Source organism: Polaromonas sp. P1_G2 (genome assembly GCF_056405515.1).
Genome location: NZ_JBFUBY010000029.1, coordinates 1 through 24,422, shown reverse-complemented (window position 1 = coordinate 24,422; position 24,422 = coordinate 1). Strand labels below are relative to the sequence as shown.

Here is a 24,422-nt window from a genome sequence, read left to right as displayed (position 1 = left end):
GAGCGCCCAGCATGAACCCGGCCGTCGGCTTTCAGCAGGTGACAAAGCGCTTCGGGCCCGTGCAGGTGCTGCATGGCGTGAGCTTCGCTTTCGCGCCCGGCCGCGTGTACGGTGTGCTGGGCGAGAACGGCGCCGGAAAGTCCACGCTGATGAAGATACTGGCCGGCTACGAGCAGGCCAGCGAGGGTTCGGTGGAGATCGCCGGCCAGGCCGTGAGTTTCCGCGGCCCGCGCGACGCCGAAGCCGAAGGCATCGTGATGATCCACCAGGAGTTCAACCTCGCCGACGACCTGACCATCGCCCAGAACATCTTCCTCGGGCATGAGTTGATACGCCATGGTTTTCTCGACGAGGCAGAGATGGCGCGCCGCGCCGAGGCGGCCATGCGCTCGGTGGGGCTGACCTGCAGTCCCGGCCGGCGGGTGCGCGACCTGATCGTGGCCGAGAAGCAGCTGGTGGAGATCGCCAAGGCGCTGAGCCGCAATGCCCGTGTGCTGGTGATGGACGAACCCACCGCCACGCTCACGCCGTCGGAAACCGATCGCTTGTTCGGCCTGATCGCGCAATTGCGCGACCGGGGCGCCACGGTGCTGTACATCTCGCACAAGCTGGACGAAGTCGAACGCATCACCGATGAGGTGCTGGTCATGCGCGACGGCCGCCTGGTGGCGCAGCGGCTCACGGGCAGCGTGAGCCGGCACCAGATGGCCAGCCTCATGGTGGGCCGTGAACTCAGCGACCTGTTCCCGCCGCGGCAACCCGTGCCGGACGGCGCACAGGTGCTGCTCAAGGTTGAGGGCCTGCAGGTGCCCGGCTGGGCGAAGGACGTGAGCTTCCAGGTGCGCTCCGGTGAGATCCTGGGTTTCGCCGGGCTGGTCGGCGCCGGGCGAACCGAATTGTTCGAGGGCTTGCTGGGCCTGCGCCCGTCGAGCTGCGCGGCGGTGGAGATCACGGGCCGCCCGTGGACGCGGCGCAGCCCGCGCTCGGCCGCGGGCCGGGGGCTGACCTACCTGAGCGAAGACCGCAAGGGCCGCGGCCTGCACCTGCGCATGGGCCTGGCGGAGAACCTCACGCTGATGGCGCTGGAGCAATACGCCCGGCCCTGGCTCAATCCCGCGGCGGAGCGCGCGGCCCTCAAGCAGGCCAGCGAGGCCTTCGGCATCCGCGCCTCGGTCGGTGTGCCGGCCTCGGCGCTGTCCGGCGGCAACCAGCAGAAACTGGCGCTTGCCCGCGTGCTGCAGCCGAAGCCAGAAGTGGTGGTGCTTGACGAGCCCACGCGCGGCGTGGACGTGGGGGCCAAGCGCGACATCTATTTCCTGATCCAGCGCCTGGCCGCCGAGGGCCGCGCCGTGGTCATCGTCTCGTCCGAGCTGCTGGAGCTCATCGGCCTTTGCCACCGCGTCATCGYGATGCGCCAGGGCAGGCTGGCGGCCGAGCTGCCGCAGGACCAACTCACCGAAGAATTGCTGATCGCCCATGCAACTGGAACCCACTAAGCCCATGGCCGGCGCACCGCCGGGGACGATGACCGCGCGCCGGTGGTCCGGCCTGCGCGGCGGCGGCCCGCTGGCGGGCCTGGTCCTGGTGTGCCTGCTCGGCGCCATGCTGAACGAGAACTTCGCCAGCCTGGACAACGTCATGAACGTCCTTACGCGCACGGCCTTCATCGGCATCATCGCCGTGGGCATGTGCTTCGTGATCATCTCCGGCGGCATAGACCTTTCCGTGGGCTCGATGGCGGCGCTGATCGCGGGAACCATGATCCTGCTGATGAACGCCGCCGCGGGCGCCGGCTGGCCGCCGCTGGCCGCCATCCTGGCCGGCATGGCCTGCGCCATCGCGCTGGGTGCGCTGTTCGGCTTGGCCCATGGCCTGCTGATCACCAAGGGACGCATCGAACCCTTCATCGTGACCCTGGGCACGCTGGGTATCTTCCGCGCCTACCTGACTTACTTTTCCAACGGCGGCGCGATCACGCTGGACGGTGCGCTGGCCAGCGCCTACGGCCCGGTGTACTACGGCAGCTGGCTGGGCGTGCCGGTGCCGGTATGGGTTTTCATCGTGGTCGCGCTGCTGGGCGGCCTGATCCTCAACCGGACCGCCTACGGCCGCTACGTGCAGGCCATAGGCTCCAACGAGCAGGTGGCGCGCTACGCGGCTGTGGACGTGGACGGCGTCAAGGTGCTCACCTACATGCTGCTGGGCATCTGCGTGGGTGTTGCCACCGTGCTCTACGTGCCACGCCTGGGGTCGGCCTCGCCGGCCACCGGCCTGCTCTGGGAGCTCGAGGCGATCGCGGCGGTGATCGTCGGCGGCACTGCGCTCAAGGGCGGCGCCGGCAGCATCACCGGCACGGTGATCGGCGCGGTGCTGCTCTCGGTGATCAGCAACATCCTGAACCTCACCAGCATCATCAGCGTGTACCTGAACGCCGCGGTACAGGGCTTTGTGATCATCGCGGTGGCGTTCTTCCAGCGCGGGCGCAAATGATGGATTTCACCACCGGCACTGCCGTTTTTCAGCCAACCCAAAGAGGAGACAAACCATGAAACCGATCACCCAACTACTGGCGGCTGCCGCCGCCGTCCTGGCCTTGCTCGGCGCCGCGCCAGCGGCGCTGGCGCAGAACAAGCCGCACATCGGCGTGTCCATCCCGGCCGCCACCCACGGCTGGACGGGCGGGGTGGTGTACTGGGCCAACCGCACCAAGACGGAACTGGAAAAGCAATACCCCGGCCTGAAGGTCACCGTCAAGACCGCCGGCTCCGCCGCGGAGCAGGCCAACCAGGTCCAGGACCTGCAAACGGCCAACAAGATCGACACGCTGGTCATCCTGCCCTTCGAGTCGGCCCCGCTGACGCAGCCGGTGGCCCAGGTCAAAGGCAAGGGCGTGTACGTGACGGTGGTTGACCGGGGCCTGACCGACCCCAGCGCCCAGGACGCCTACGTCGCGGGCGACAACCCCGGCTTCGGCAAGGTGTCGGGCGAATACCTGGCCAAGGCGCTGGGCGGCAAGGGCAACGTCGTCGTGCTGCGCGGCATCCCGACGGTCATCGACAACCAGCGCGTGGATGCGTTCATGGCCGTGATGAAGGGCCAGCCGGGCATCAAGGTGCTGGACGCCAAGCACGGCAACTGGAACCGCGACGACGCCTTCAAGGTGATGCAGGACTTCCTGACGCGCTTCAAGCAGATCGACGCTGTCTGGGCTTCCGACGACGACATGGCCGTCGGCGTGCAGAAGGCCATCGAGCAGGCCAAGCGCACCGACGTCAAGCTGGTGCTGGGAGGCGCAGGCTCCAAGGACTACATCAAGAAGGTGATGGACGGCGACAAAACCGTGACGGCTGACGTCACCTACTCGCCCAGCATGATCGCCGACGCGATGAAGCTCACCGCGGCCGCGCGCGTCAAGGGCGAGAAGCTGCCGGCCTCCACCATCATCCCCTCGGTGCTGGTGACCAAGGACAATGCCAAGCAATACTATTTCCCCGACTCCCCGTTCTGAGGCAGCCATGGCCAGACCCGTCACACTTTTTACCGGACAGTGGGCCGACCTGCCGCTGGCCGAACTCGCACCCCTGGCGCGCGGCATGGGCTATGACGGGCTCGAGCTGGCCTGCTGGGGCGACCATTTCAACGTGCAGGAAGCGCTGGCGAGCGAAAGCTATGCGAAGGACAAGCGCGCGCTGCTTGAAAAGCACGGCCTGCGCTGTTTCGCCATCGGCAGCCACCTGGTGGGCCAGGCCGTGTGCGACCTGATCGATGAGCGCCACAAGGCCATCCTGCCCGCGCATGTCTGGGGCGACGGCGATCCGGAAGGGGTGCGCCAGCGCGCCGCGCGCGAGATGCAGGACACCGCCCTTGCGGCCGCCAGGCTGGGCGTGAAGGTCGTCACCGGCTTCACGGGCTCGTCGGTCTGGCATTCGCTGTACGCCTTCCCGCCGACCTCGCAGGAGTACTGGGAGCAGGGCTTTCGCGACTTCGCGCAACGCTGGAAGCCCATCCTGGACACCTTCGAGTCCGTGGGCGTGAACTTCGCCCTGGAAGTCCACCCCACCGAGATCGCTTTCGACACCGCCTCGGCGCAGCGCGCCGTGGAAGCCGTGGCGGGGCACAAGCGCTTCGGTTTTAATTTCGACCCCAGCCACCTGGGCTACCAGGGCGTGGACTACGTGAAGTTCCTGCGCACCTTCCATGACCGCATCTACCACGTGCACATGAAAGACGTGTGGTGGGGTAAAGGCGACGGCACCGTGGGCGTGTTCGGCGGGCATACCAGCTTCGGCGATGCGCGCCGCCACTGGGACTTCCGCAGCGTGGGCCGCGGCATGATCGACTTCGAGTCCATCATCGTGGCCCTGAACGACATCGGCTATGCCGGCCCGCTGAGCGTGGAATGGGAGGACAGCCGTATGGACCGGGTCCACGGCGCCACCGAGAGCGCGGCCTACTCCAAGCGCCTGGACTTCAAACCGGCGGCCGGCGCCTTCGACGCGGTCTTCGACAAGGCCAAACAAGGCGGGATGGCCGGATCATGAAAAAGCTGCGTTATGCCATGGTGGGCGGCGGGCAGGGCGCTTTCATCGGCGCCGTGCACCGCAAGGCCATGGCGCTGGATGGGCAGATGGAACTGGTGGCCGGTGCGCTGTCGTCCGATGCTGAGCGCGCGCGCACGTCAGGCCGGGAACTCGGCCTGCGCCCGGAACGCAACCACGGCCGCTGGCAAGACCTGCTGGCCGACGAGCTCAAGCGGCCGGCGCAGGACCGCATCGACTTCGTCTCCATCGTCACGCCCAACCATGTGCACTTCCCGGTGGCGCTCGCCTTTGCCGAGGCGGGCATCCACGTGGTCTGCGACAAGCCGCTGGTGCACAGCAGCGAAGAGGCCCAGGCGCTGGAGCGCGCCGTGCAGCGCAGCGGCTGCGTCTTCGGGGTGACCTACAACTACACCGGCTATCCCATGGTGCGCGAAGCCCGCGAGCTGGTGGCCAAGGGCGCGATCGGCGAAGTGCGCAAGGTCATCGTCGAATACAACCAGGGCTGGCTTGCCACCAACCTCGAAGCAACGGGCCAGAAGCAGGCCGACTGGCGCACCGACCCAGCGCGCAGCGGCCTGGCCGGCGCCATCGGCGACATCGGCTCGCACGCCGAAAACCTGGTGGCGACCGTCACCGGGCTGGAGCTGGACAGCATCTGCGCCGACCTGACGGCCTTTGTGCCCGGACGCCGGCTGGACGACGACGGCAATGCGTTGCTGCGCTTCAGCAACGGCGCCAGGGGGGTGCTCATTGCCTCGCAGATCGAAGTGGGCTGCGAGAACGACCTGCGCCTGCGGGTGTTCGGCACGCAAGGCACGCTGACCTGGCACCAGGAAGAGCCGAACCGGCTCATTCACTCGCCCATCGATGGGCCCGCGCGTGTGCTGACCCGCGGCTCGCCATGGCTGGGCGAGGCCGCGCGCCGCGCCACACGCCTGCCGACCGGCCATCCCGAGGCCTTCCTCGAAGCCTTCGCGAATGTGTACCTCGGCGTGGCCGCGCACATCCGCGCGCTGCAGGCGGGCCTGGCACCGGATCCGCTGGACGCCGACTATCCACGTCTGGCCGATGGCGCGCGCGGCGTGCGCTTCATCGAAAAAGTGGTGGAGTCCGCCGGCAGCCAGGCCAAGTGGACGCCGATGCGCTGACGCATGTTCCTAGGCATCGATCTCGGGACCTCCAGCGTCAAGGCTGTCGTGCTGGACCGCCGGCACCAGGTGCTGGCCGTCGGCACGGCGCCCCTGGCGGTCGACCAGCCGCAGCCGCTGTGGCGCGAGCAGGATCCGGACGCCTGGTGGCAGGCTTGTGATGGCGCCGTCCGGGAAGCGCTGGCCGGCTTGGCGGCGGCGGGGCACAGCCCCGGCGACGTGGAGTGCATCGGCCTGACCGGCCAGATGCACGGCGCAACCCTGATCGATGCGCAAGACCAGGTGCTGCGGCCCTGCATGCTCTGGAACGACGGGCGTTCCGCCGCGGAATGCGGGTTGCTGGAAAGCCAGGTGCCCCGCTCGCGGCAGATCACCGGCAACATGATGATGCCCGGCTTCACCGCGCCCAAACTGTTATGGGTGGCGCGCCACGAGCCGGCGGTGTTCGAGCGGGTGCGCCGCGTGCTCTTGCCCAAGGACTGGCTGCGCTGGCGCATGACCGGCGAATACGCCAGCGACATGTCGGATGCGGCGGGCACGCTGTGGCTAGACGTTGCCAGGCGCGACTGGAGCGACGAGCTGCTGGCGGCCTGCGGTTTGTCGCGCGAGCACATGCCGGTACTGCACGAAGGTCCCGAGGCCACGGGCAAGTTGCGCGCCGACCTCGCGCAGCGCTGGGGCTTGCGCCCCATCCCGGTGGCGGCCGGCGCGAGCGACAACGCCGCCGGCGCGCTCGGCGCCGGCATGTTCCGCCCCGGCGACGCCATGCTGTCGCTGGGCACCTCGGGCGTGGTCTTCGTCGCCACGCGTGAATTCGTCTCCAATCCCGGACAGGCCGTGCACAGCTTCTGCCATGCCTTGCCGCAGGCCTGGCACCTGATGTCGGTCATGTTGTCGGCGGCGTCCTGCCTGGATTTCACCGCCTCGTTGGTTGGCGAGCCCGACGTGGAACGGCTGCTGGCCGAGGCCGAAGCGCGCGGCTTGAGATCGTCCACGCCGCTGTTCCTGCCCTACCTGAACGGGGAACGCACACCGCACAACAACCCGCATGCCCAGGCCGTGTTCTTCGGCCTGAATGCCGGCACCTCACGCGCCGACATGGTCAATGCCACCCTGGAAGGCGTGTGCCACGGGCTGGCCCAGGGCATCGCAGCCTTGCAGGCCACCGGCGCCGGGCTCGAACAGGTCAGCCTGATCGGCGGCGGCTCGCGCAGCGCGTACTGGGCCCAGATGCTGGCCGACGCCACGGGGCTGGAAGTGATACGGCGCGAGGACTCCGCCGTGGGCCCCGCCCTGGGCGCGGCACGGCTGGCCTGGCTTTGCGCGGACAAGGCGGACGCGCAGGACGTCCTCAAGGCGCCCGCGGCATTGGACAGCTTCGCGCCTCGGCCCGCCGAGCAAGCACGATGGAAAGAGCGCGCGGCGCGTTTTGCGTCGCTGTACAACAGTGTTGCGCCTTTGTACGGACCGGGCGCTGCGCCTGGTTGAGCACTTTTTTTTGGAACCCCGCTTCGTTCATTGTGCGGAGGTGAAAGTCACACTGTCARCCTAGAATCGGTCCGCGGGGTTCCCCCGACCGATCACCAGCGTTCAGGCTTTACCCATGAATGACCTTGTTAACGAGTATCGAGCCATGCCCTGGGCCACGGATCACTTGCCAGATTCAGGCATGAACCATCGCAAATGCGAAATCATCCGGGCGCTTGATTCGGAGGCGAACCAGGGCGATGTCTCCCAGCTGCTGCTTGATGTGCTCCGGGAACCCCTGGAGGTTGACCTGGCGCGCGTTGAGGCCATCCAGGTTGTCGGGCTCTACGTCGATGAGAGCAGCCCCCTGCGCAATGAACTTTTCAACGAGGTCATCCGTATATTCAACAGCGAAGACGAGGATGAGATGCTCCAAGGCTGGGCTGAACGGTATGTGGAGCGCCTGGAGCAAGCTCTGGGCAGCAATGGTTCTTGAGCCGGGCGCGGTAAACCAGAGGCGAGAATATCTGTAAAGACAAAAAGATTTACGCCCAATGAAATCAGGTCGAATGACGTTCCCGGGCAACCCGTGGCTTGAAGGCCATGCCCTCAAGCAGTTTCGGTGGTCCGCCGAGCGCAGGGGCTACGACGTCTGGTTTCACTTCCACTTGGAAACCGAGGATTACGACGCTGAAAGAGATATCGAAGAAGAGGAGGACGAGGACCATCCCTCGGCTTGGGAGGCCCCGGGAGTCTGGTGCAACTACGGCAGTTGCACCATCTCCTCCGACCAGTGGCATCAGGGCGGCTTTCGAGGCTGTTCCCTCGCACAGTTCGCGCCCGGGTCTGTTGATGGACTTCGGCTCCATGTGGACCCGCCTCCCTATGACCTGAAGGAAGCCTATGAAGCGCGTGCATTCCATATCTATCTGCTCGGGCATGATTGCGTGGTGGATCACACAATCGCCTTTTCCCGTGTGGAGGGTACGGACCTGTTCGATATCATCTGGGAAGGCAAGATTGCCCTGACGTATGTGGGTGACTTTGAGCCGAAACATCGCTTTCTTGCCGAGATCAAAGGCGTTCCGTTCCCGAAGGTCATGGATGGCTCCTTATGACACCGGCTACTTCACTCGCTGCATTTGAGCAGCGCCTCTCGCCTGGCGGTCGCCCCGCGGCGGCACTCACAGCCTCCGAAGGCGTGGAAGCCATGCTTGCCTTCTACGCTTCCGAACGATGCGATGGATGCGTCCTCGAGGAAGATGGAGACATGCTGCTCTTTCAGTGGGGCAGCTATAACTGGGGCGACTCGACGCACTTTGAGCTCAACATCACTCGCCAGCTAATGCCGGGTGGCGACGGTGGCGGCGACGAGGATGAAGATGATGACGAGGGCATTCTTCAGCTGTCCCTGACCTTTCGATTCCCACCTACGGCAGAACTCCAAGCCCTGGGAAGCGGCAATGAATGGTGCGCTACGCCGTCTGGCCTGCCCGCATTTCGGGCCTGCATCGATGCTTGCCCCGCTTTCCAACGGGTCGGCAGCCGGATCCCTTCCGAGGTGGTGCTTCATCTCGACCCGGTGTGATCGCCGCCGCACCGGCGCCGAACTGGCGCATGCGGCAGAGCGCGCGCAGCGTGAGTTGGTTCTGTGCTCTTGCTGCAGTCGTGCCTGCATCGACGATGTGTGACGTTAGACACATAAAGTTACTCGTCATGACGTTTCTTTAGCAAGGCTCGTGTCAGCGTAGCGCTGGAGTATGGGCAGTTTTTTCACGCAGGCGATGCATGACTGTTCATGCGTGGCCTCTCATCATTAATAAATCAGGGAGGAATGTGATGTCTACGATGTCCATCGTTATTTCAGTTGCATGTGTGTTTGCTGTGTACTTTGCCGTGCTTTTTGTCTACATGAAGAAAAAAAAGGCCCGCCAGCTCGACGAATTCAAATCAAAGCACTCCGGCAATCCATTGGATGAAAAGCAAAAAAGAGCCCTGGCATTTGGTGGAATCCTGTTCAGCAACCGGTTCGAAAAAATCCTGACCATTCTTCCAGAAGATAGCTTGGACACATACGTTGCCGGGCTCAAGAATCAATGGGAAATCGAGAATTCCAACGACGCCAAAGAGGCGCTCGAAAACCTGCTCAATCTCAATAAAAGCAAAGACATCGATTCCTTCGTCGCAGGCTCGTCAGAGCAGGTCAAGACAGCGCAAAAAGAGATTTCAAAAGAACTGGGTATTCCCCTGGCGACCGTGGAAGCGACGCGGTCGACTTTCGGCTGGGACACCATGAGGGCGGTGTCATTGGCCAGGTGGTGCTATTGGGCGGGCTATCTCACGGAACAGGAAACCTGGGAGTTCATCCACAAAGCCGCGGGCATCGCCAGCACGCTCGGCAAAAGCTGGGAAGACTATACGGTTTCGTTCCTGTTGGGCAGAACCATTCATGGGTTTGACCTGGAAGACATCGGCTCAATGGCCAAATACATCCTGAATGGGAAAACAAGAGGCGATGAGAATACCGATATTTATTTGAAGTATTCGTACAAATAAAACAGCTTGCCTGACCCGGCGCCGGAACTTTGAAGGAGCGCCGGCGCATAGCGCCGCTTCTCGCTAGATTCCCAATCAATCAATGACAGTAAGGGCAATCCGTGCGCAATACCTGCATCGCGATAGCGGTGAGTTCAATTCTCGCCGCTTGCGGTTCGCACGATCCCCAGCCGTTTGAGCGAACGCCACCCGCGCCTGTTGCCTACAACACGGTGGTACTGCCGCCCGTCGTGTACGGGTATTACCAGGGCCGCCAGATGTCTGAGTCCGATGATGCGTGCGGCGTGCCGGACCCATTGCGCCAGGCGGTGCAAGATCGGTTGAAAGCGCGGCATGAAGTGGTGCTTCCCGCGCTGGGTGCCGGCAGGGGTGCGGCCCCTTTGCTGAAAATCGAAATCATGGACATCGTGACCGTCAGCGCCGGCGGCCCCACGATCATGGTCATCCACGCTGTGCTCGAACGGCCGGGACTGCCGGCCGTGCACTTCAAAGGCATGCGCCAGATGCACATTCAGCATTCCGATATCAAGGCGGAGACCACCGAGTGCAGCGCAATGGATGCGGTGATTCAGGGCTTGGGGGCGGACCTTGCAGAATGGATGCTCAAGCCGGTGGACGGGGTGTCTCTGGCGAATGGAGCGTGAATTCCGTCCAATTCATGGAGCTCGGTCCGCGCACGGGGCAACGGCATAGTTGTGCGTGTGGGGGCCCGGGTTCTTCTACAGCCTCGTTAGGCCAATTACTTGGACTGGTTATGCCGTAAGTCCAAGTAATTGTCCGCCCCTCCCTCGGGTCAGACTTCAGCGGAATTCAACAGTGTGAGGCTTATTTGAGTTCCGTTGCACTGCGACTGCGCATGTAGTTGTCAAACTTGCTGCCACCCAGTGCGTGCAGGGCGACGGGGTTCCAGACAAAGCTCGCCTCGACATTCACCCGCTGGGGATCCTTGGCTAAGATGGTGTCGTCATCCAGGAAAATGATTCCCGACAGATGCCGGACCACATGACCCACGGTAATGTCCGACTGGAACTTGCCGTTGAATTTGCTCGCAGGTTCTGGCGAGTCCAGGAGTCCGGAGAAAAATTCCTCACCGAACGCTTTGCAGAACTGCATCTTCGGCTCTTTGAAGAGGAAGATGCTCTCGCCAGCCCACGGGAACAGCACGAAGATGATCACGGTCGGCTCAACGCGGGAGAACTTCTTCGCGTGACTGAATAGCAGGCGCTGATGATTTTTCGCGTGGGTGCTCGGTGAATATGTGCTCGCACCGGCTGTGACACCCGCTTCCCACGCAAACTCGTACGACAGATCGGGGATTACTGCGCTGGACAGCTTCCGGGGTCGCACGGTGGTATCGACCCCGTTCACCAGTTCCGCGAGCAGTTGCCTGCGATTCGCCTGATACACCGCGAAGTCGTTATCCTGGTCGTAGGATGGAACGATCGTGAGGCGACGGATTCCCTTGGCGCGGCGGAAGTCATTGAAGACGCCCTCGAGAATGCCGCCGATCTTGTCCGACAGGAGCTTCGTGTCCATCACGACGCCAAGGCCCGGGAGGCTCATGTCGTAATTGGTGTTTTGCATGCCCATCGCAGAGGCCAATGTCTCCTTGGCGGGTACGGTGCGATCAAGCRCAATATTTCCGGGGCCGCTGGCAGCCGCTGCTAGGAAGTAGTCGAGCGCCGAGAGCTCAGCATACGCACCATCCCAGCCGGATCCCACGATTCTGTTCACGACGGCGAGTATCTCCTTGCGAAGGCTCGGGTCAGACTGGATCGCGGCATTCAGGCGATGCAGGCGATGCTGGAAATTGGCCTTAAATTCGACAAAGCTATTTGGGCTCGCAAGAGCGCCTATCACGTTGTTCGTATCCGCCACAGACTTGTCGAATTTGGCCGAGCCCGCGCCAAAAATCGTATCGACAAGCGCCGCATAGTGGACCCGGTGCGTGATGCGCTTCGGGTCGATCTCGACGCGGAATTTCTCTAGCGAACGAGTGAGCTTGTCCGTTCCGAGTTCTACGGCAGCTTCAACCGCGTGCTCTAGTCCCACGCTCATCCACCCGCCGAGCTCGATTTGCTGAAGGTCTTCGGCGAGCGATTGCAGCGGCACGCGATGCGAATCGAGCAGGGAGCCAATGAAGTTCTCGTCGATGGCCTTGTGAGCCTTGTCATCGCCGTCGATGGAGTTCAGCATCATGACGAGACTGCGCTGCAGAGGCGACAGCGGATCCATCCATTTCGGGTTGCGCCTGAGCTCAGACGTGACCTTCGGCCATTCATATGCCTGCGAAAGTTCGACTAGCGCGGCCGCGGCTTCTTGGTTGGTCGAGATATGGCCCAATCGCTCCGTGAGCGTGGCGGGGTCCGCTCCACCAATGCGATTGCGAAAGGCGCCCAAAGCGCCGGTAGCGAACTTCAGGAGTTCCCCCGCCAGCGACTTAGTCTGCGTCCCCTGCGCCTGCGCCGTTGTCGCGGCAAGGGGGCCTACCCATCCGGTGAAAATCCCTTGCGGTGAATACGAAGATGCGCGCGCCAGCGCCGGCGAGCGGGTCACGCCGGGCCCACCTAGGGCATCGGCTTGCGCAACGAGCAATTGCCAGCTACGCGCCAACAGCGGCGGACCGCTCAATTCCCAAAACGTGCGTGCGCCCTCATCCGGCTTATGGCTCCCCGTAGCAAGGCGCAATGCCGCTACATCCGGGAAGTTCTTTCCGAGCATGTCGCTCGTATTCGTGATGACTTCCTTGAGCGCTTTGGGATCCCCTGACGTGGCGATCAGGTGATGCGCGGCATAGAGCCCAAGAATCGGGTTCTGGAATTTTCCCTGGTACAGCACATCGAGCGTCTGTGGTGGCACGAACCCCCGCCCGTATGCCAGCGACTTGCGCACCGTCTCTGCGGCTACAAGCTCGGGTCGCGACGGATTGAACGAGCTGCCTAGCGTGTCATAAAAAACAGAGATCCCCGCGAGGTCCGGCTCCATCTGGCCGGAGCTGCCGGGCATGAGGTTTACGTAGACCTGCAGAGCCCAGCCTTTTGCCGCTGGCAACGAGAGGCTGATGTCACCGCTTTTCGTGCTGTACGTCAGGAAGTACGAACCCGCCGCGACGGACGCCGCCATCGCCGAAAACCCGAATCGCAATTTGTCATCATTGATAACCTCGGGCCACGCGACAAGTCCATCGGCCGTGTCACGCACGCTGAACTGCTCGAACACACCTGCATAACTTTGCATCCGCATGTCAGCCCGTGCATCGTGCGGGTCAAAGGGGCTCGGGTCCCGAACACAAACGATGATGCGCGACTCCGCTGTGCCTGCGGACTTGCGAGCTGCATCGATCACGCGTGCAGTTCCGTCTTGTTGGAACTGATGCCGGAAAGAGGAATTGTCCAGCGGTACAGGGCTTTCGAACAGCGGCGCCGCAAGCCAATGAGTGAAGCTATCCGGATCGGGCCGCACTTCCAGCACTGCTTCGGCCTGTTCGTCGCCGACCTTTACCTTCATGACGTACAGACCTGGTCGCACTCGCAAACGCAAGGGTGTCGCGCTGCGCGCGACGAGCTTGAATTCACCGTCCAGCAACAGGATTTCCGCCAGCGGGTTGTCAGTGGTGAGTTCGAGGTCTCTCTCAAAGGTTGACACGGCAATCACCTCCTTCGACCTTGATAGGAGCCTCCTTTGCCGGATCGCTCAGGCGGTAGAGGTACGGACCTGGACGCATGCGCAGTCTCAGTCCCTGCGGCACTCGCTCATGGTGTAGCACGGGCCCGTTGGCCGCAATCGTGTCGTTCGCTGCCCCGGCGAGGTTGAACGTTGCGACTTCCTGGAACTGATTGTCGATCAGGGTTAGTGTGGCGCCGTCGGTGGGCGGCTGTATCCAGACAAACTCTACCGAGGTGCCCTTGCCCACCAGCGGGAAGTAGATTTCCCCGTTCTGTGGCGGCAGCACTTCGGGCTGAGGGGCGGCATCTTCGCCGCAAATCGACTTCCAGCCGTTCCACAGGGCGTTGCGGAGGTCAACGGACGCAATGCCGGCAGCGTCCCGTGAAGGCAACTCCTCCAGCAACTTGACGAGTGCGTGCGTCAGCAGCCCGTGAACGGCACCGCCTCTTTCCGGGATGGCGCGCTCCTGCGCCTTACCGCCCTTGGGGGCCGCGTAGATCGCAAGGAGATGGACTTGGGCGGCCAGGCCGTCGTCGGGCGTGTCGCGATACGGGTGAGGTGTTGGCGTGCGCGCCAGTTCGGAGTCCCGGCAGCAGTCCATGATGAGCACTACTTCCTTGAAGAGAGCCTGGCCTTGTGCCACGCGCGCGAGTTGCGTGCCGAAGAGGTGTGGGTGATACGTCTTCGTGGCATTGGCACAATAAAGAGCGGCTTCGGGTGCGGCGTTCTGGCTGCGGTTGCAAAAGCCGTGACCCGAAAAATAGAGGTACAGCCTTCCGCTCACGCGAGCTCTTCCCATAGCAATGCGTTGTTGCAGCATTTCGTTGAAGATCAGGTCGAAATCGAGCCCCACCGGAGGWGCTTTTCCGAGGTCCACGGGGTCCGGTAGCGGCGAAGGCGTGACGACCTTCCTGATATTGCCGGGGTCCAATCCCGCCCGTTCCGTGAGCCATGTCTCCATCAACGCGATGTCATTCGGCGGCCCGTCGAGGTTGCTGTACCCGGGGTTCGGGTACCAACTGATGCCGGTAAGTATGGCGAAGTCGGCCATGGACTTCAGGCGTAGCCGGACTTGATGATAGAAACCACGCTCGCGAGCGTCGCCGCGTCATTGTCGAAGTCACCGTGCTTCACCGACGCGCTCCCCAGCCCTGGAGCGCCCGCCGCTATCGACCACACGCCGCGTGAAGCCATTGCTGCGAGGTACTGGCGCACGGCATCAACTGCGGGGAACTTCTTGGCGTCCTGGAAGGGCTTGTCCTTCAGGAAACGCTGCATGCCGAGCAGGGGCGCGTCGACCTCCGCCTCTACCACGCCGGACACGAAGTAGAGCAAGGAGCGCGGATAGAGGATGGGCACCAGCACGTCGTCCCTCTCCTTCTCATCCTGCATCGCGAATATGCGTACGTTGCTCATTGCCTTCGCATGCTCCTGCATGACCTTTGCGAACTCATCGGTCACGCAGGCAGGGGCGAGCAAAACGATGTCGTACACGAGATCGGGTGCGACCACTGCCGATGCGCGGATCCAGTTGATGATGTAGACGGCACCAGTACTGTGGCCCACCAGCACCACGCGTGGCGGAACTTCACCCTTAACGATGCGCCCGGCCCAAGCCTGGAGAATCACGTTGCCGGCACCGGTCTCGCCCACAAATGCGTCGGCCGTGTCTTTTTTCATCTGCCCCCACGCTATGCCACCGGCCTTTGCGAGATAGGCGGCGCGGAGCACTTCTTCAATCACGGTCACGTACACACCATGGTCTCGGCCTGAGATGAGGCGGCGTGTCACGGCCATCACAACCTTCGCGATAAACTTGGCGGTGGCCACCCAGCTGAGTACACCCTTGGTGGTGATGCCGTGCGAAGCGGCGCCGCCGGGTAAAAGCTGATCCAGCGCAGCATCGTCAACCAACACACGACTGATGGGACGTGGCGTCGTCGTCATGCCCTTGGTGGTCGCGCCGGGCGTACTGGCCGCTGCGGCGGCAAGGCCCGCGATCGTCATCTCGAAGGTGGGATCGTTCGGGAGTTCGGCTTCAATCTTGAGCGCCAGATCCTCCTCATCGGGCTCGGCATTCTTTAGACCGATGGCAGCGGCAGGTTTGGAGTCCACAAGTGGAGGCTGCGGGGAAGTGCCCGCGAACCACGCATCGAAGTCCTGCCGGTACTGGTCCACATCGATCGCCTTGCCTGCGGCACTTTTTGTACCGGCCTCGGGCGCGCCCTCGCGCAAGACCCATTCTCCTACTTTCTTCACTAACTCCTGGAAGACCGGATCTTGCAGAATGTCGCGCCAATTGTTGCGCAGCGTCTCGATTAGGCCCGCTTCCCACACTGAGAAGATCGGGTAGGCGCCCGCCTTAGTCGCGTAGGTCTCGTAGAGGCGTTCCGCTCCTTCGCGTGCGGCCTTCTCGTTGACGAGGCCACCGTGGAAGTGCATGACGATGGGGCCTTTCTTGGTGAGCCCATAGTCCCAAGCTTGCAATGCAATGCGCTTCGCGTCGTCTACGCTGGTGCGGCTGCGGCCGAGTTGGCCGGAGCCGGAATGGATGATGTGGTCGCCGGGGACTGGCATGATTCCTCCTCGAGGGTCTTTTGTTGATGCGGCGAGAGCCGCCAACGGCATTTGTGGTTCAGTTTAAGAGCGGAACAGGCGACTGTCATCCTGCAATGAGAGGAGTCGCGTCTCAATCGGAAGCGCACCAATTTCAAAGATTCCCAAGAAGCGACGCACTATAGTGTGGTTAATGGCGAGCGAGCCAGGAGTGGCAAGGGTGCTTCAACTGTCAGGGGACGATCGTTCATGATCTGGCGACAGGAAAGTTTGCCCCCGATCTGGCCAATCTCCAGACGTTTCGCAAGGCCTACGATAGTCTCAGGCCTCTACTGGAAAAGCGACTTCGCCGTTAATCTTCGAAAAGAACAAAAAAGCCCAACTGATCGCCAGTTGGGCTTTTTGCTTTGTTGTGCCGATCTTTTGGCCTCATCCGCTGAAAAGCGAAATGAGGCATAGATTGGCCGAGACTTAAATGAAGTTAACGGCAGATTTTTGGAAAGACTATGGGTTAAGTGGCAATGCTCCCCCGCCGGCCTACATATTCCGCCGGTACTGCCCACCCACCTCAAACAGCGCGTTCGTGATCTGCCCCAGCGAGCAGACACGCACGGCCTCCATCAGCACCTCGAAGACGTTGAGGTTCTCGATCACGGCCTGCTGCAGGCGTTTGAGCATGGCCGGTGACTCGTCCGCGTGGCGGCGGTGGAAGTCGTCCAGGCGCTTGAGCTGGCTTTGTTTTTCTTCTTCGGTGGAGCGGGCCAGTTCGAGCTTGTCCTGCACCGCGTCGCCGTGCGGGTTGCGGAAGGTGTTGACGCCGATGATGGGCAGCTCGCCGGTGTGCTTGAGCATCTCGTAGTGCATGGACTCGTCCTGGATGCGGCCGCGCTGGTAGCCGGTTTCCATGGCGCCCAGCACGCCGCCGCGCTCGGCGATGCGTTCGAACTCCAGCAGCACGGCTTCTTCGAGCAGCTCGGTGAGTTCCTCGATGATGAAAGCGCCCTGCGAGGGGTTTTCATTTTTGGCCAGGCCCCATTCGCGGTTGATGATGAGCTGGATGGCCATGGCGCGGCGCACCGATTCTTCGGTGGGGGTGGTGATGGCTTCGTCAAATGCGTTGGTGTGCAGCGAGTTGCAGTTGTCGTAGATCGCGATCAAGGCCTGCAGCGTGGTGCGGATGTCGTTGAACTGGATCTCTTGCGCATGCAGGCTGCGGCCCGAGGTCTGGATGTGGTATTTCAGCTTCTGGCTGCGTTCGTTGGCGCCGTACTTCTCTTTCATGGCCACGGCCCAGATGCGGCGCGCGACGCGGCCCATCACGGTGTATTCCGGATCCATGCCGTTGCTGAAGAAAAAGCTCAGGTTGGGCGCGAAGTCGTCGATGTGCATGCCGCGCGCGAGGTAGGCTTCGACGAAAGTGAAACCGTTGGACAGCGTGAAGGCCAGCTGGCTGATCGGGTTGGCGCCGGCTTCGGCGATGTGGTAACCGCTGATGGAGACGCTGTAGAAGTTGCGCACGCGGTTGTGCACGAAATACTGGGCGATGTCACCCATGACTTTCAGGCTGAACTCGGTCGAGAAGATGCAGGTGTTCTGGCCCTGGTCTTCTTTCAGGATGTCGGCCTGCACCGTGCCGCGCACGTTTTCCTGCACCCATTCGCGTATCTTGGCGGCTTCGGTCGCTGTCGGGTCGCGGCCGTTGTCTTTCTGGAATTTGGCGATGTTCTGGTCGATCGCCGTATTCATGAACATCGCGAGGATGGTGGGCGCCGGGCCGTTGATGGTCATGGAGACCGAGGTCGAGGGGTTGCACAGGTCAAAGCCGTCGTACAGCACCTTCATGTCGTCCAGCGTGGCGATGGACACGCCCGAGTTGCCGACCTTGCCGTAGATGTCGSGCCGCAGCGCCGGGTCGTTGCCATAGAGCGTGACCGAGTCGAAGGCAGTGGACAGCCGCTTGGCGGCCATGCCCTCGCTGAGCAGCTTGAAGCGGGTGTTGGTGCGGAAGGGATCGCCTTCGCCGGCGAACATGCGGGTCGGGTCCTCGCCCTCGCGCTTGAAGGCGAAGGTGCCGGCGGTGTAGGGGTAGCTGCCGGGCACGTTGTCCAGCATCAGCCACTTGAGGATTTCGCCGTGGTCTTCGTATTGCGGCAGCGCCACCTTGCGGATGGTAGTGCCGGAAAGCGATTTGGTGGTCAGCGCGGTGCGGATTTCCTTGTCGCGGATTTTGACCACGTACTCATCGCCGGCATAGGCGGCCTGCATGTCGGGCCATTGGGCCAGCAGGGCGCGGGCGTCGGCGTCCATGCGGGCCTTGCGATGGCCGGCCAGGTCCAGCGCAGCCTCGGCGGCGGGCGCGCGGTCGGGCTTGTCGATCTTGAGCATGGCGGCTGCCGCCTTGAGCTGCTGCACTTCGCGCGCCAGCTGGGCCTGCGCGCGGGCGCGTTTTTTGTAGCCGCGCACGGTGTCGCTGATCTCGGCCAGGTAGCGGGTGCGCGCGGCGGGCACCACGGGTGTCTGGTTGGTGCTGTGGCGCACCTCGGCCGCGGGCAGCACGCCGCCCTCAAGCGCCAGGCCCAGCGCGGCCAGGCGCGGCTTGAGCGCCTGGTAGAGCGCGGTGACGCCGTCGTCGTTGAAGCGCGCGGCCATGGTGCCGAAAACCGGCATCCTGTCGGCCGGCGTGCTCCAGGCTTCCTTGTTGCGCTGCACCTGCTTGGAGACGTCGCGCAGTGCGTCGAGCGAGCCCTTGCGGTCGAACTTGTTGATGGCGATGAACTCGGCGAAGTCCAGCATGTCAATTTTTTCGAGCTGACTGGCCGCGCCGAACTCGGGCGTCATCACGTACATGGGCACGTCGACGTGCGGCACGATGGCAGCGTCGCCCTGGCCTATGCCCGAGGTCTCCACGACGATCAAGTCAAAGCCTGCGCATTTGCAGGCGGCGATCACGTCGGGCAGGGCCTGGCTGATCTCGGAGCCGAAGTCGCGTGTGGCCAGACTGCGCATGAAGACGCGTTGGCCGCTGTCGGCGTTCTTCTGGCCGGCAACGGGAACGGTCCACGGCGAAATAGCATTCATCCGGATGCGGTCGCCCAGCAGCGCGCCACCACTCTTGCGGCGAGATGGATCGATGCTGATGATTGCCACGCGCAGCTTGTCGTTCTGGTCCAGGCGCAGGCGGCGTATCAGTTCGTCGGTGAGCGAGGATTTACCGGCCCCGCCTGTGCCGGTGATGCCGAGCACAGGGATCTTGCGGGTGGCGGCCTGGGCGCGCACCTTGTCGACCAGCGCTGCATCGGCTTTGCCGTTCTCAAGCGCGGTGATCAGCTGGGCCAGCGCCCGCCAGTTCATCTCGCCGTGGCCTTCAATGGCCTTGACGTTTTTGGGCGCGAAGCCGGTCAGGTCCTTGTCGCAGCGCATGACCATTTCGCCGATCATCCCGGCCAGGCCCATCTTCTGGCCGTCTTCGGGGCTGTAGATGCGGGTGACGCCGTAGGCATGCAGTTCGCGGATCTCGGGCGGCACGATGACGCCGCCGCCGCCGCCGAACACCTGGATGTGCTCGCCGCCGCGGCTCTTGAGCAGGTCGACCATGTACTTGAAGTACTCGACGTGCCCGCCCTGGTAGGAGCTGATGGCGATGCCCTGGGCGTCTTCCTGCAGGGCGGCCGTCACGACCTCGTCGACGCTGCGGTTGTGGCCCAGGTGGATGACCTCGGCGCCCATGCTCTGCAGGATGCGCCGCATGATGTTGATGGCCGCGTCATGGCCGTCGAACAGGCTGGCGGCAGTGATGAAACGCACCTTGTGGGTGGGGCGGTAGCTGGCGAGCGCTTTGTATTCAGCGGACATGTCGGTCATGGTTGTCTCCGGGAGGGGCGGGTCGGCGCCCTCGCTCACTGTAGTTGACGTTTACGTAAACGTCAATCTTACTCCGTAAGCGGAGGCTGTTCAAGCGCCCGCCCGGGCGGGGGGTATTCGAGGGGAAGCGGGGGCGCGGCGGGCGGCCCCGCGAAAGGGGCCTGCCTGCCGTTCAGCCGCCGCCGTACAGGAACTTCGGCAGCCAGAGCGTCATGCCCGGCCAGACATACATGAACACCATGCACAGGATCACGATCAGCATATAGGGCATCATGCCGGCGAAGATCTGGTTCAGGGTCACGTGCGGCGGGGAAACGCCTTTGAGGTAGAAGGCGCTCATCGCGACCGGCGGCGACAGGAAGGCCGCCTGCAGGTTGACGAAGACCAGCACGCCCCAGAGGATGGGGTCGATCTGGAAGTGCGCCAGCAGCGGAAGGAAGATGGGCACGAAGATCACGATGATCTCGGTCCACTCCAGCGGCCAGCCGAGAATGAAGATGATGGCCTGCGATACCAGGAGGAACTGCAGCGGCGTCAGCTCCATGGACAGAACCCATCTTTCGATCACGGCCTGGCCGCCCAGCAGGGCGAACACAGCCGAAAACAGCGCTGAGCCGACAAACAGCCAGCACACCATGGAGGTGGTCTTGGCGGTCAGGAAGACCGCTTCCTTGATGCGCTGGAAGTTCAGGGTCTTGGCGTGCCAGGCCATCAGGAAGGCCCCGGCCGCGCCGACCGCCGCCGATTCGGTGGCCGTCGTGATGCCGAACAGGATCACCGCCAGCACGACGAAGGTCAGGATGGCCAGCGGCATGACGGACGACACCAGCATGCGCAGGATCTCGAATTGCTCTGCGTCGAACTTCCAGTAGTACCAGGCCAGCAGCAGCAGCGTGATGCCGCAGGCGATCCAGAAGCCGGTGAAGAACATGGCGGGAACGGCGGCGGTGTGCGGGCCCTCGGCCGACGGGTCGCCAAACTGTTGCATGGGCTCGTCCCTGGCGGGGCCGGCGGCCGGCTCCTCGATGGCGCCAGGCGGGGCCGAAAGTTCCTGCAGGCCGCTGGTTTCGGCCGGCGGTTCCTGGATACCACCGGCAGCCGGCGGCGCCTGGACAGCCGCTGCGCCGGGGGCCTCCTGCAGGCCGCTGGTGCCGGCTGCGGCGGGAGCGGGCGCCTGGGCCCGCTGGGTGACCTGCGCCGCGGCGCTGGCGACGTTGTCTTCCTGGGAGTGGATCACGACATACCACCACACGGCGCCCAGGGTGATGGCCGACAGCGCCAGCGGCACCAGCGCCAGGCCCAGGCTGCGGGCCAGCAAACCCCGGGAGATCTTCATGCCGTCCACGCCGGCTTTCAGGGCGCGGCCGGGCGACGCGGTGGCGGCCAGCAACGCGGGCAGCATGCGGCGCGAATAGGCGCCGGCGACGGCGTGAAGCCAGGGCGGCACCGGCACCTGCTGCTGCTCGGGCGGCAGCCTGGGCGCGATCTTCGGGTTGATCAGTACCCAGCCGATGATGTAGACGAGGTACAGCAGCGCCAGGAAGAAGCCGGGGAACATCGCGGCGGCGCGGTGATCACGCCGGCGGCCAGCCGGGTGTCGTAGCCGGCGTTGAGCATGGGCCGCATGGCGATCACGCCCATCAGCACCACCACCGCGCCCACCAGGCCGCTGGCGATGCCCCAGAAGGTGCAGATGATCAGCGTGGTGACGGCCAGCGAACCGGGGACGCTGCGAAACGCGAGCTGCACGCTGTGGAACATCTTGTCCACCAGCGCGCCGCGTTCCATCACGTAGCCCATCAGCACGAACAGCGGGATGGATAACAGCGTCTCATTGGTCATGGCCCCGAAGGCGCGCTGCACCATGAGGTCGAAGATCTTGTTRTCGAGCCAGTGGGCCGACGGGTCGTAGAAAGCGACGAAGCCGAACATGATGCCCAGCCCCATCAGGGTGAAAGCCGTGGGGAAGCCCAGCATGATCACCACCACGATCAGGCAGAGCATGGTCATGCCGAGTGCTGCGTTGCTCATCATTTATCCCTTCATCCCTTTGGACTTTTCGATGGCGAGCTGCTTGGCGTCCTCATCGACGAATTCGCTGCCGGCCAGTTGCTGGGCCACGACGTCGGCTTCCTCGGCGTCCTTGAGCCGGGGTGTCCATGCGCCGGTCCTGATGCACACCACGCAGCGGATCATCTCGGCGATGCCTTGCATCAGCACGATGGAGCCGGCCAGCGGGATCACGAATTTGAAGGGGTAGAGCGGAATCGGGTCGGCGTTGAAGGTCTGCTCGTGGATGGACCAGGAGTCGTTGAAGTAGGTCCAGCCGGCCCAGGTCAACGCGGCGATGCCCGGCACGAAGAACAGGAGGTACAGCACCAGGTCCAGCGAGGCCTGGGTGCGCGGCTTCATGCTGCCGTATAGAAAGTCTCCGCGTACGTGGCCGTCGTGGGCCAGGGTGTAGGCGCCGCCCATCATGAACAGGGTGCCGTAGAGCATGTTGTTGGCGTCAAAGATCCAGGCCGTCGGCGCATTGAGCGCATAGCGCTTGAAGACCTCGGCGCAGACCAGCAGCATCAGCGCCACGATGAGCCAGGCAAAGGCCTTGCCCACCCAGGTGCTGATGGCGTCGGCGGTGTGAAGGAGACGTTGAACGTTCATGGCGGTTCCGGTGGCAGGCTGCGACAAAGAAAAGCAGCCATCCAGGCGGAACCGGATGGCTGCTGTACTTCAGGCTCAAGCGCTGGCGGTCAGGCTTTTTTGCCGGAAAAATAATGGTTGTAGGCCATCTTGAAGTCGACGGAATAGTCGTTGTGCCAGGACACGGCCCGCTGGGCGAAAGCCTTTTGCGAATCCAGCACCTTCTTGAACAGCGGGTTCTCGCCGGCTTTCTTGGCGATGGTTTTGTCCCAGGCGTCCAGCTGGGCCCTCAGCACGGCATCCGAGGTCTTGTAGAACTTGATCMCCTGCTTCTTCATCTCGATGTAGTCGGTCGAGTTGCGGTCTATCATTTTCCAGCTCATGTCGGCGCTGGCCGCTTGCACCGCATAGTCGATGATGGATTTGAGCTCGGCCGGCAAGGCGTTGTATTTGGTCTTGTTGAACAGGATCTCGAACTGCTCGCCGCTCTGGTGGAAGCTCTGCAGCATGCAGTTCTTGACCACGTCCGGAAAACCCAGTATCCGGTCGGAGGTGGCGTTGTTGAACTCGGCCGCATCGATCAGGCCGCGGTCCAGCGCCGGCACGATCTCGCCGCCCGGCAAGGGATTCACCGCGGCGCCCATCAGCGTGAACATGTCCACGGCCAGTCCCACCGTGCGGTATTTCAGGCCCTTGAGGTCCTCGGCCTTGGCGATGGGTTTCTTGAACCAGCCCAACGGCTGGGTGGTCATGGGGCCGTAGAGGTAGGACACCACGTCCATGTTGATGGTCTTGTAGATTTCCTCGAGCAGAGCCTTGCCGCCGCCGTAGTTGTGCCAGGCCAGGACCATGTTGGAGTCCATGCCGTAGCCGGGGCCGGAGCCCCACAGGGCCAGCGCCGAATTCTTGCCGTAGTGGTAAGCCACCACACCGTGGCCGCCGTCCAGCGTGCCCTTGTTCACGGCTTCCAGCAGCTGGAAGGCCGGCACCACCGCGCCCGAAGGCAGCACTTCGATCTTCAGGCGGCCGCCTGCCATGTCGTTGACCTTCTTCGCGAAGTCATTGGCGAATTCATGGAAGATGTCTTTGGCCGGCCAGGTGCTCTGGAAGCGAAAGGACGTTGTCTGCGCCATGGCGACCATCGGGGCGGACAGGGCGCCCGCGGCAATCGCGGCGCCTTTCAGCAGGCCGCGCCTGCGGGGGCTTTTGCTCTCGGTCATGACTTGTCTCCTGTTGTTTGGGAAAGTAAGAACACTAAGAACACTCATCATTCCGTCTTGCCCAAGCCTTACAAAGAGGGTTTCCACCAACGCAGGCGGCTGATTGGCGTTTCGATTACCCCCGATCCGGGTGAAACAGTTTTGGCCTCACGGGCGGGAATCCCGCGGCGACCTTCAGCCTCAGCGGACTTTCAATCCTTCAAGCGCGGGGTCGCCGGGCGGAAAGCGTAGGCCCAGCTGCACCAGCGTGGCGCGCACCACGGTGGCGATCATCAGGTTGCGGTGGGTTTTGGAATCGGCGGGCACCACCGTCCATGGCGCCCAGGGTGTGCTGGTGGCGCGCAGCAGGTCTTCGTAGGCTTGCTGGTACTGCTTCCACTGCTTGCGCGCCTCCAGGTCGTCCGCATTGAATTTCCACTGCTTGGCCGGGTCCTCGAGCCGCGCCTGCAGGCGTTCGCGCTGCTCATCGCGGCTGATGTGCAGCATGAACTTGAGGACCACGGTGCCGGTCTGCGCGAGCAGGCGTTCGAAGTCATTGATGTGCCGGTAGCGCTCGGCTGTCTGCGCCGGCGTGATCCAGCCCTTGACGGGCGGCACCAGCACGTCCTCATAGTGGCTGCGGTTGAAGAGGGTGATCTCGCCGGCCGCGGGCACCTGCTGGTGGATGCGCCACAGGTAGTCGTGCGCGCGCTCCGCTTCGTTGGGCGCCCGCCAGCTCACGGTGTGCACGCCCAACGGGCTGATGCGGCCGAACACACCGCGCAGCG

20 protein-coding genes are annotated in these 24,422 nt (G+C 63.4%); 11 read left to right on the top strand and 9 right to left on the bottom strand.

Translation table 11 applies throughout. From position 1 onward, the window contains the following. Positions 1 to 11 precede the first annotated feature (11 nt). The 11 genes from AC1D0P_RS05160 (at position 12) to AC1D0P_RS05110 (ending at position 10,356) form a co-directional block, all read left to right on the top strand. Entirely contained in the window at positions 12 to 1,496 is a 1,485-nt protein-coding gene (locus AC1D0P_RS05160; RefSeq protein ID WP_477675715.1) for a sugar ABC transporter ATP-binding protein, read from the top strand. Positions 1,497 to 1,500: 4 nt separating this feature from the next. Continuing rightward, entirely contained in the window at positions 1,501 to 2,490 is a 990-nt protein-coding gene (locus AC1D0P_RS05155) for an ABC transporter permease (protein WP_477675742.1), read from the top strand. Positions 2,491 to 2,545: 55 nt separating this feature from the next. Beyond that, positions 2,546 to 3,508 (top strand): ABC transporter substrate-binding protein, encoded by a 963-nt coding sequence (locus AC1D0P_RS05150; protein ID WP_477675714.1) that lies wholly within the window; start codon positions 2,546 to 2,548, stop codon positions 3,506 to 3,508. A 7-nt stretch (positions 3,509 to 3,515) separates the two neighbouring features. After that, a complete protein-coding gene (locus AC1D0P_RS05145; RefSeq protein ID WP_477675713.1) occupies positions 3,516 to 4,541 on the top strand; it encodes a sugar phosphate isomerase/epimerase family protein in 1,026 nt (341 codons plus the stop codon). Then, a complete protein-coding gene (locus AC1D0P_RS05140; protein WP_477675712.1) occupies positions 4,538 to 5,689 on the top strand; it encodes a Gfo/Idh/MocA family protein in 1,152 nt (383 codons plus the stop codon). The genes AC1D0P_RS05145 and AC1D0P_RS05140 overlap by 4 nt, the downstream gene beginning before the upstream one ends. A gap of 3 nt (positions 5,690 to 5,692) precedes the next feature. Then, the gene (gene xylB, locus AC1D0P_RS05135; protein WP_477675711.1) at positions 5,693 to 7,177 is read left to right on the top strand and encodes a xylulokinase; all 1,485 of its coding nucleotides are present in this window, start codon (positions 5,693 to 5,695) and stop codon (positions 7,175 to 7,177) included. Between the two features lie 115 nt (positions 7,178 to 7,292). Further along, entirely contained in the window at positions 7,293 to 7,652 is a 360-nt protein-coding gene (locus AC1D0P_RS05130; RefSeq protein WP_477675710.1) for a hypothetical protein, read from the top strand. A gap of 73 nt (positions 7,653 to 7,725) precedes the next feature. Continuing rightward, on the top strand, positions 7,726 to 8,274 hold the full coding sequence (locus AC1D0P_RS05125) for a hypothetical protein (RefSeq protein WP_477675709.1): 549 nt from the start codon (positions 7,726 to 7,728) through the stop codon (positions 8,272 to 8,274). 92 nt (positions 8,275 to 8,366) lie between these two features. After that, positions 8,367 to 8,744: a hypothetical protein gene (locus AC1D0P_RS05120; RefSeq protein ID WP_477675708.1), complete on the top strand. Its 378-nt coding sequence runs from the start codon at positions 8,367 to 8,369 to the stop codon at positions 8,742 to 8,744. A gap of 251 nt (positions 8,745 to 8,995) precedes the next feature. Further along, positions 8,996 to 9,712 (top strand): DUF1266 domain-containing protein, encoded by a 717-nt coding sequence (locus AC1D0P_RS05115; protein WP_477675707.1) that lies wholly within the window; start codon positions 8,996 to 8,998, stop codon positions 9,710 to 9,712. A gap of 101 nt (positions 9,713 to 9,813) precedes the next feature. Then, positions 9,814 to 10,356: a hypothetical protein gene (locus AC1D0P_RS05110; RefSeq protein WP_477675706.1), complete on the top strand. Its 543-nt coding sequence runs from the start codon at positions 9,814 to 9,816 to the stop codon at positions 10,354 to 10,356. A 181-nt stretch (positions 10,357 to 10,537) separates the two neighbouring features. Here the strand turns inward: AC1D0P_RS05110 and AC1D0P_RS05105 are convergent, their stop codons facing one another. The 9 genes from AC1D0P_RS05105 to AC1D0P_RS05065 all read right to left on the bottom strand — a co-directional run. Next, entirely contained in the window at positions 10,538 to 13,357 is a 2,820-nt protein-coding gene (locus tag AC1D0P_RS05105; protein ID WP_477675705.1) for a hypothetical protein, read from the bottom strand. Then, positions 13,344 to 14,429, bottom strand: coding sequence for a caspase family protein (locus AC1D0P_RS05100; RefSeq protein ID WP_477675704.1), 1,086 nt, complete (start codon positions 14,427 to 14,429; stop codon positions 13,344 to 13,346). The genes AC1D0P_RS05105 and AC1D0P_RS05100 overlap by 14 nt, the downstream gene beginning before the upstream one ends. A 5-nt stretch (positions 14,430 to 14,434) precedes the next feature. Next, positions 14,435 to 15,955 carry a hypothetical protein gene (locus tag AC1D0P_RS05095; protein WP_477675703.1) on the bottom strand — a complete coding sequence of 507 codons (1,521 nt, stop codon included), beginning with the start codon at positions 15,953 to 15,955 and terminating at the stop codon, positions 14,435 to 14,437. Positions 15,956 to 16,471: 516 nt separating this feature from the next. Further along, on the bottom strand, positions 16,472 to 19,795 hold the full coding sequence (icmF, locus tag AC1D0P_RS05090) for a fused isobutyryl-CoA mutase/GTPase IcmF (RefSeq protein ID WP_477675702.1): 3,324 nt from the start codon (positions 19,793 to 19,795) through the stop codon (positions 16,472 to 16,474). A 172-nt stretch (positions 19,796 to 19,967) separates the two neighbouring features. Then, positions 19,968 to 21,353 carry a TRAP transporter large permease subunit gene (locus AC1D0P_RS05085; protein ID WP_477675701.1) on the bottom strand — a complete coding sequence of 462 codons (1,386 nt, stop codon included), beginning with the start codon at positions 21,351 to 21,353 and terminating at the stop codon, positions 19,968 to 19,970. Then, on the bottom strand, positions 21,293 to 21,829 hold the full coding sequence (locus AC1D0P_RS05080; RefSeq protein WP_477675700.1) for a TRAP transporter large permease subunit: 537 nt from the start codon (positions 21,827 to 21,829) through the stop codon (positions 21,293 to 21,295). Before AC1D0P_RS05080 ends, AC1D0P_RS05085 begins: the two co-directional genes overlap by 61 nt. Continuing rightward, positions 21,830 to 22,456, bottom strand: coding sequence for a TRAP transporter small permease subunit (locus AC1D0P_RS05075; protein WP_477675699.1), 627 nt, complete (start codon positions 22,454 to 22,456; stop codon positions 21,830 to 21,832). 89 nt (positions 22,457 to 22,545) lie between these two features. Further along, the gene (locus AC1D0P_RS05070; RefSeq protein ID WP_477675698.1) at positions 22,546 to 23,655 is read right to left on the bottom strand and encodes a TRAP transporter substrate-binding protein; all 1,110 of its coding nucleotides are present in this window, start codon (positions 23,653 to 23,655) and stop codon (positions 22,546 to 22,548) included. Between the two features lie 180 nt (positions 23,656 to 23,835). After that, on the bottom strand, positions 23,836 to 24,422 hold a 587-nt coding region (locus AC1D0P_RS05065; RefSeq protein WP_477675697.1), incomplete at its 5' end, for a PPK2 family polyphosphate kinase.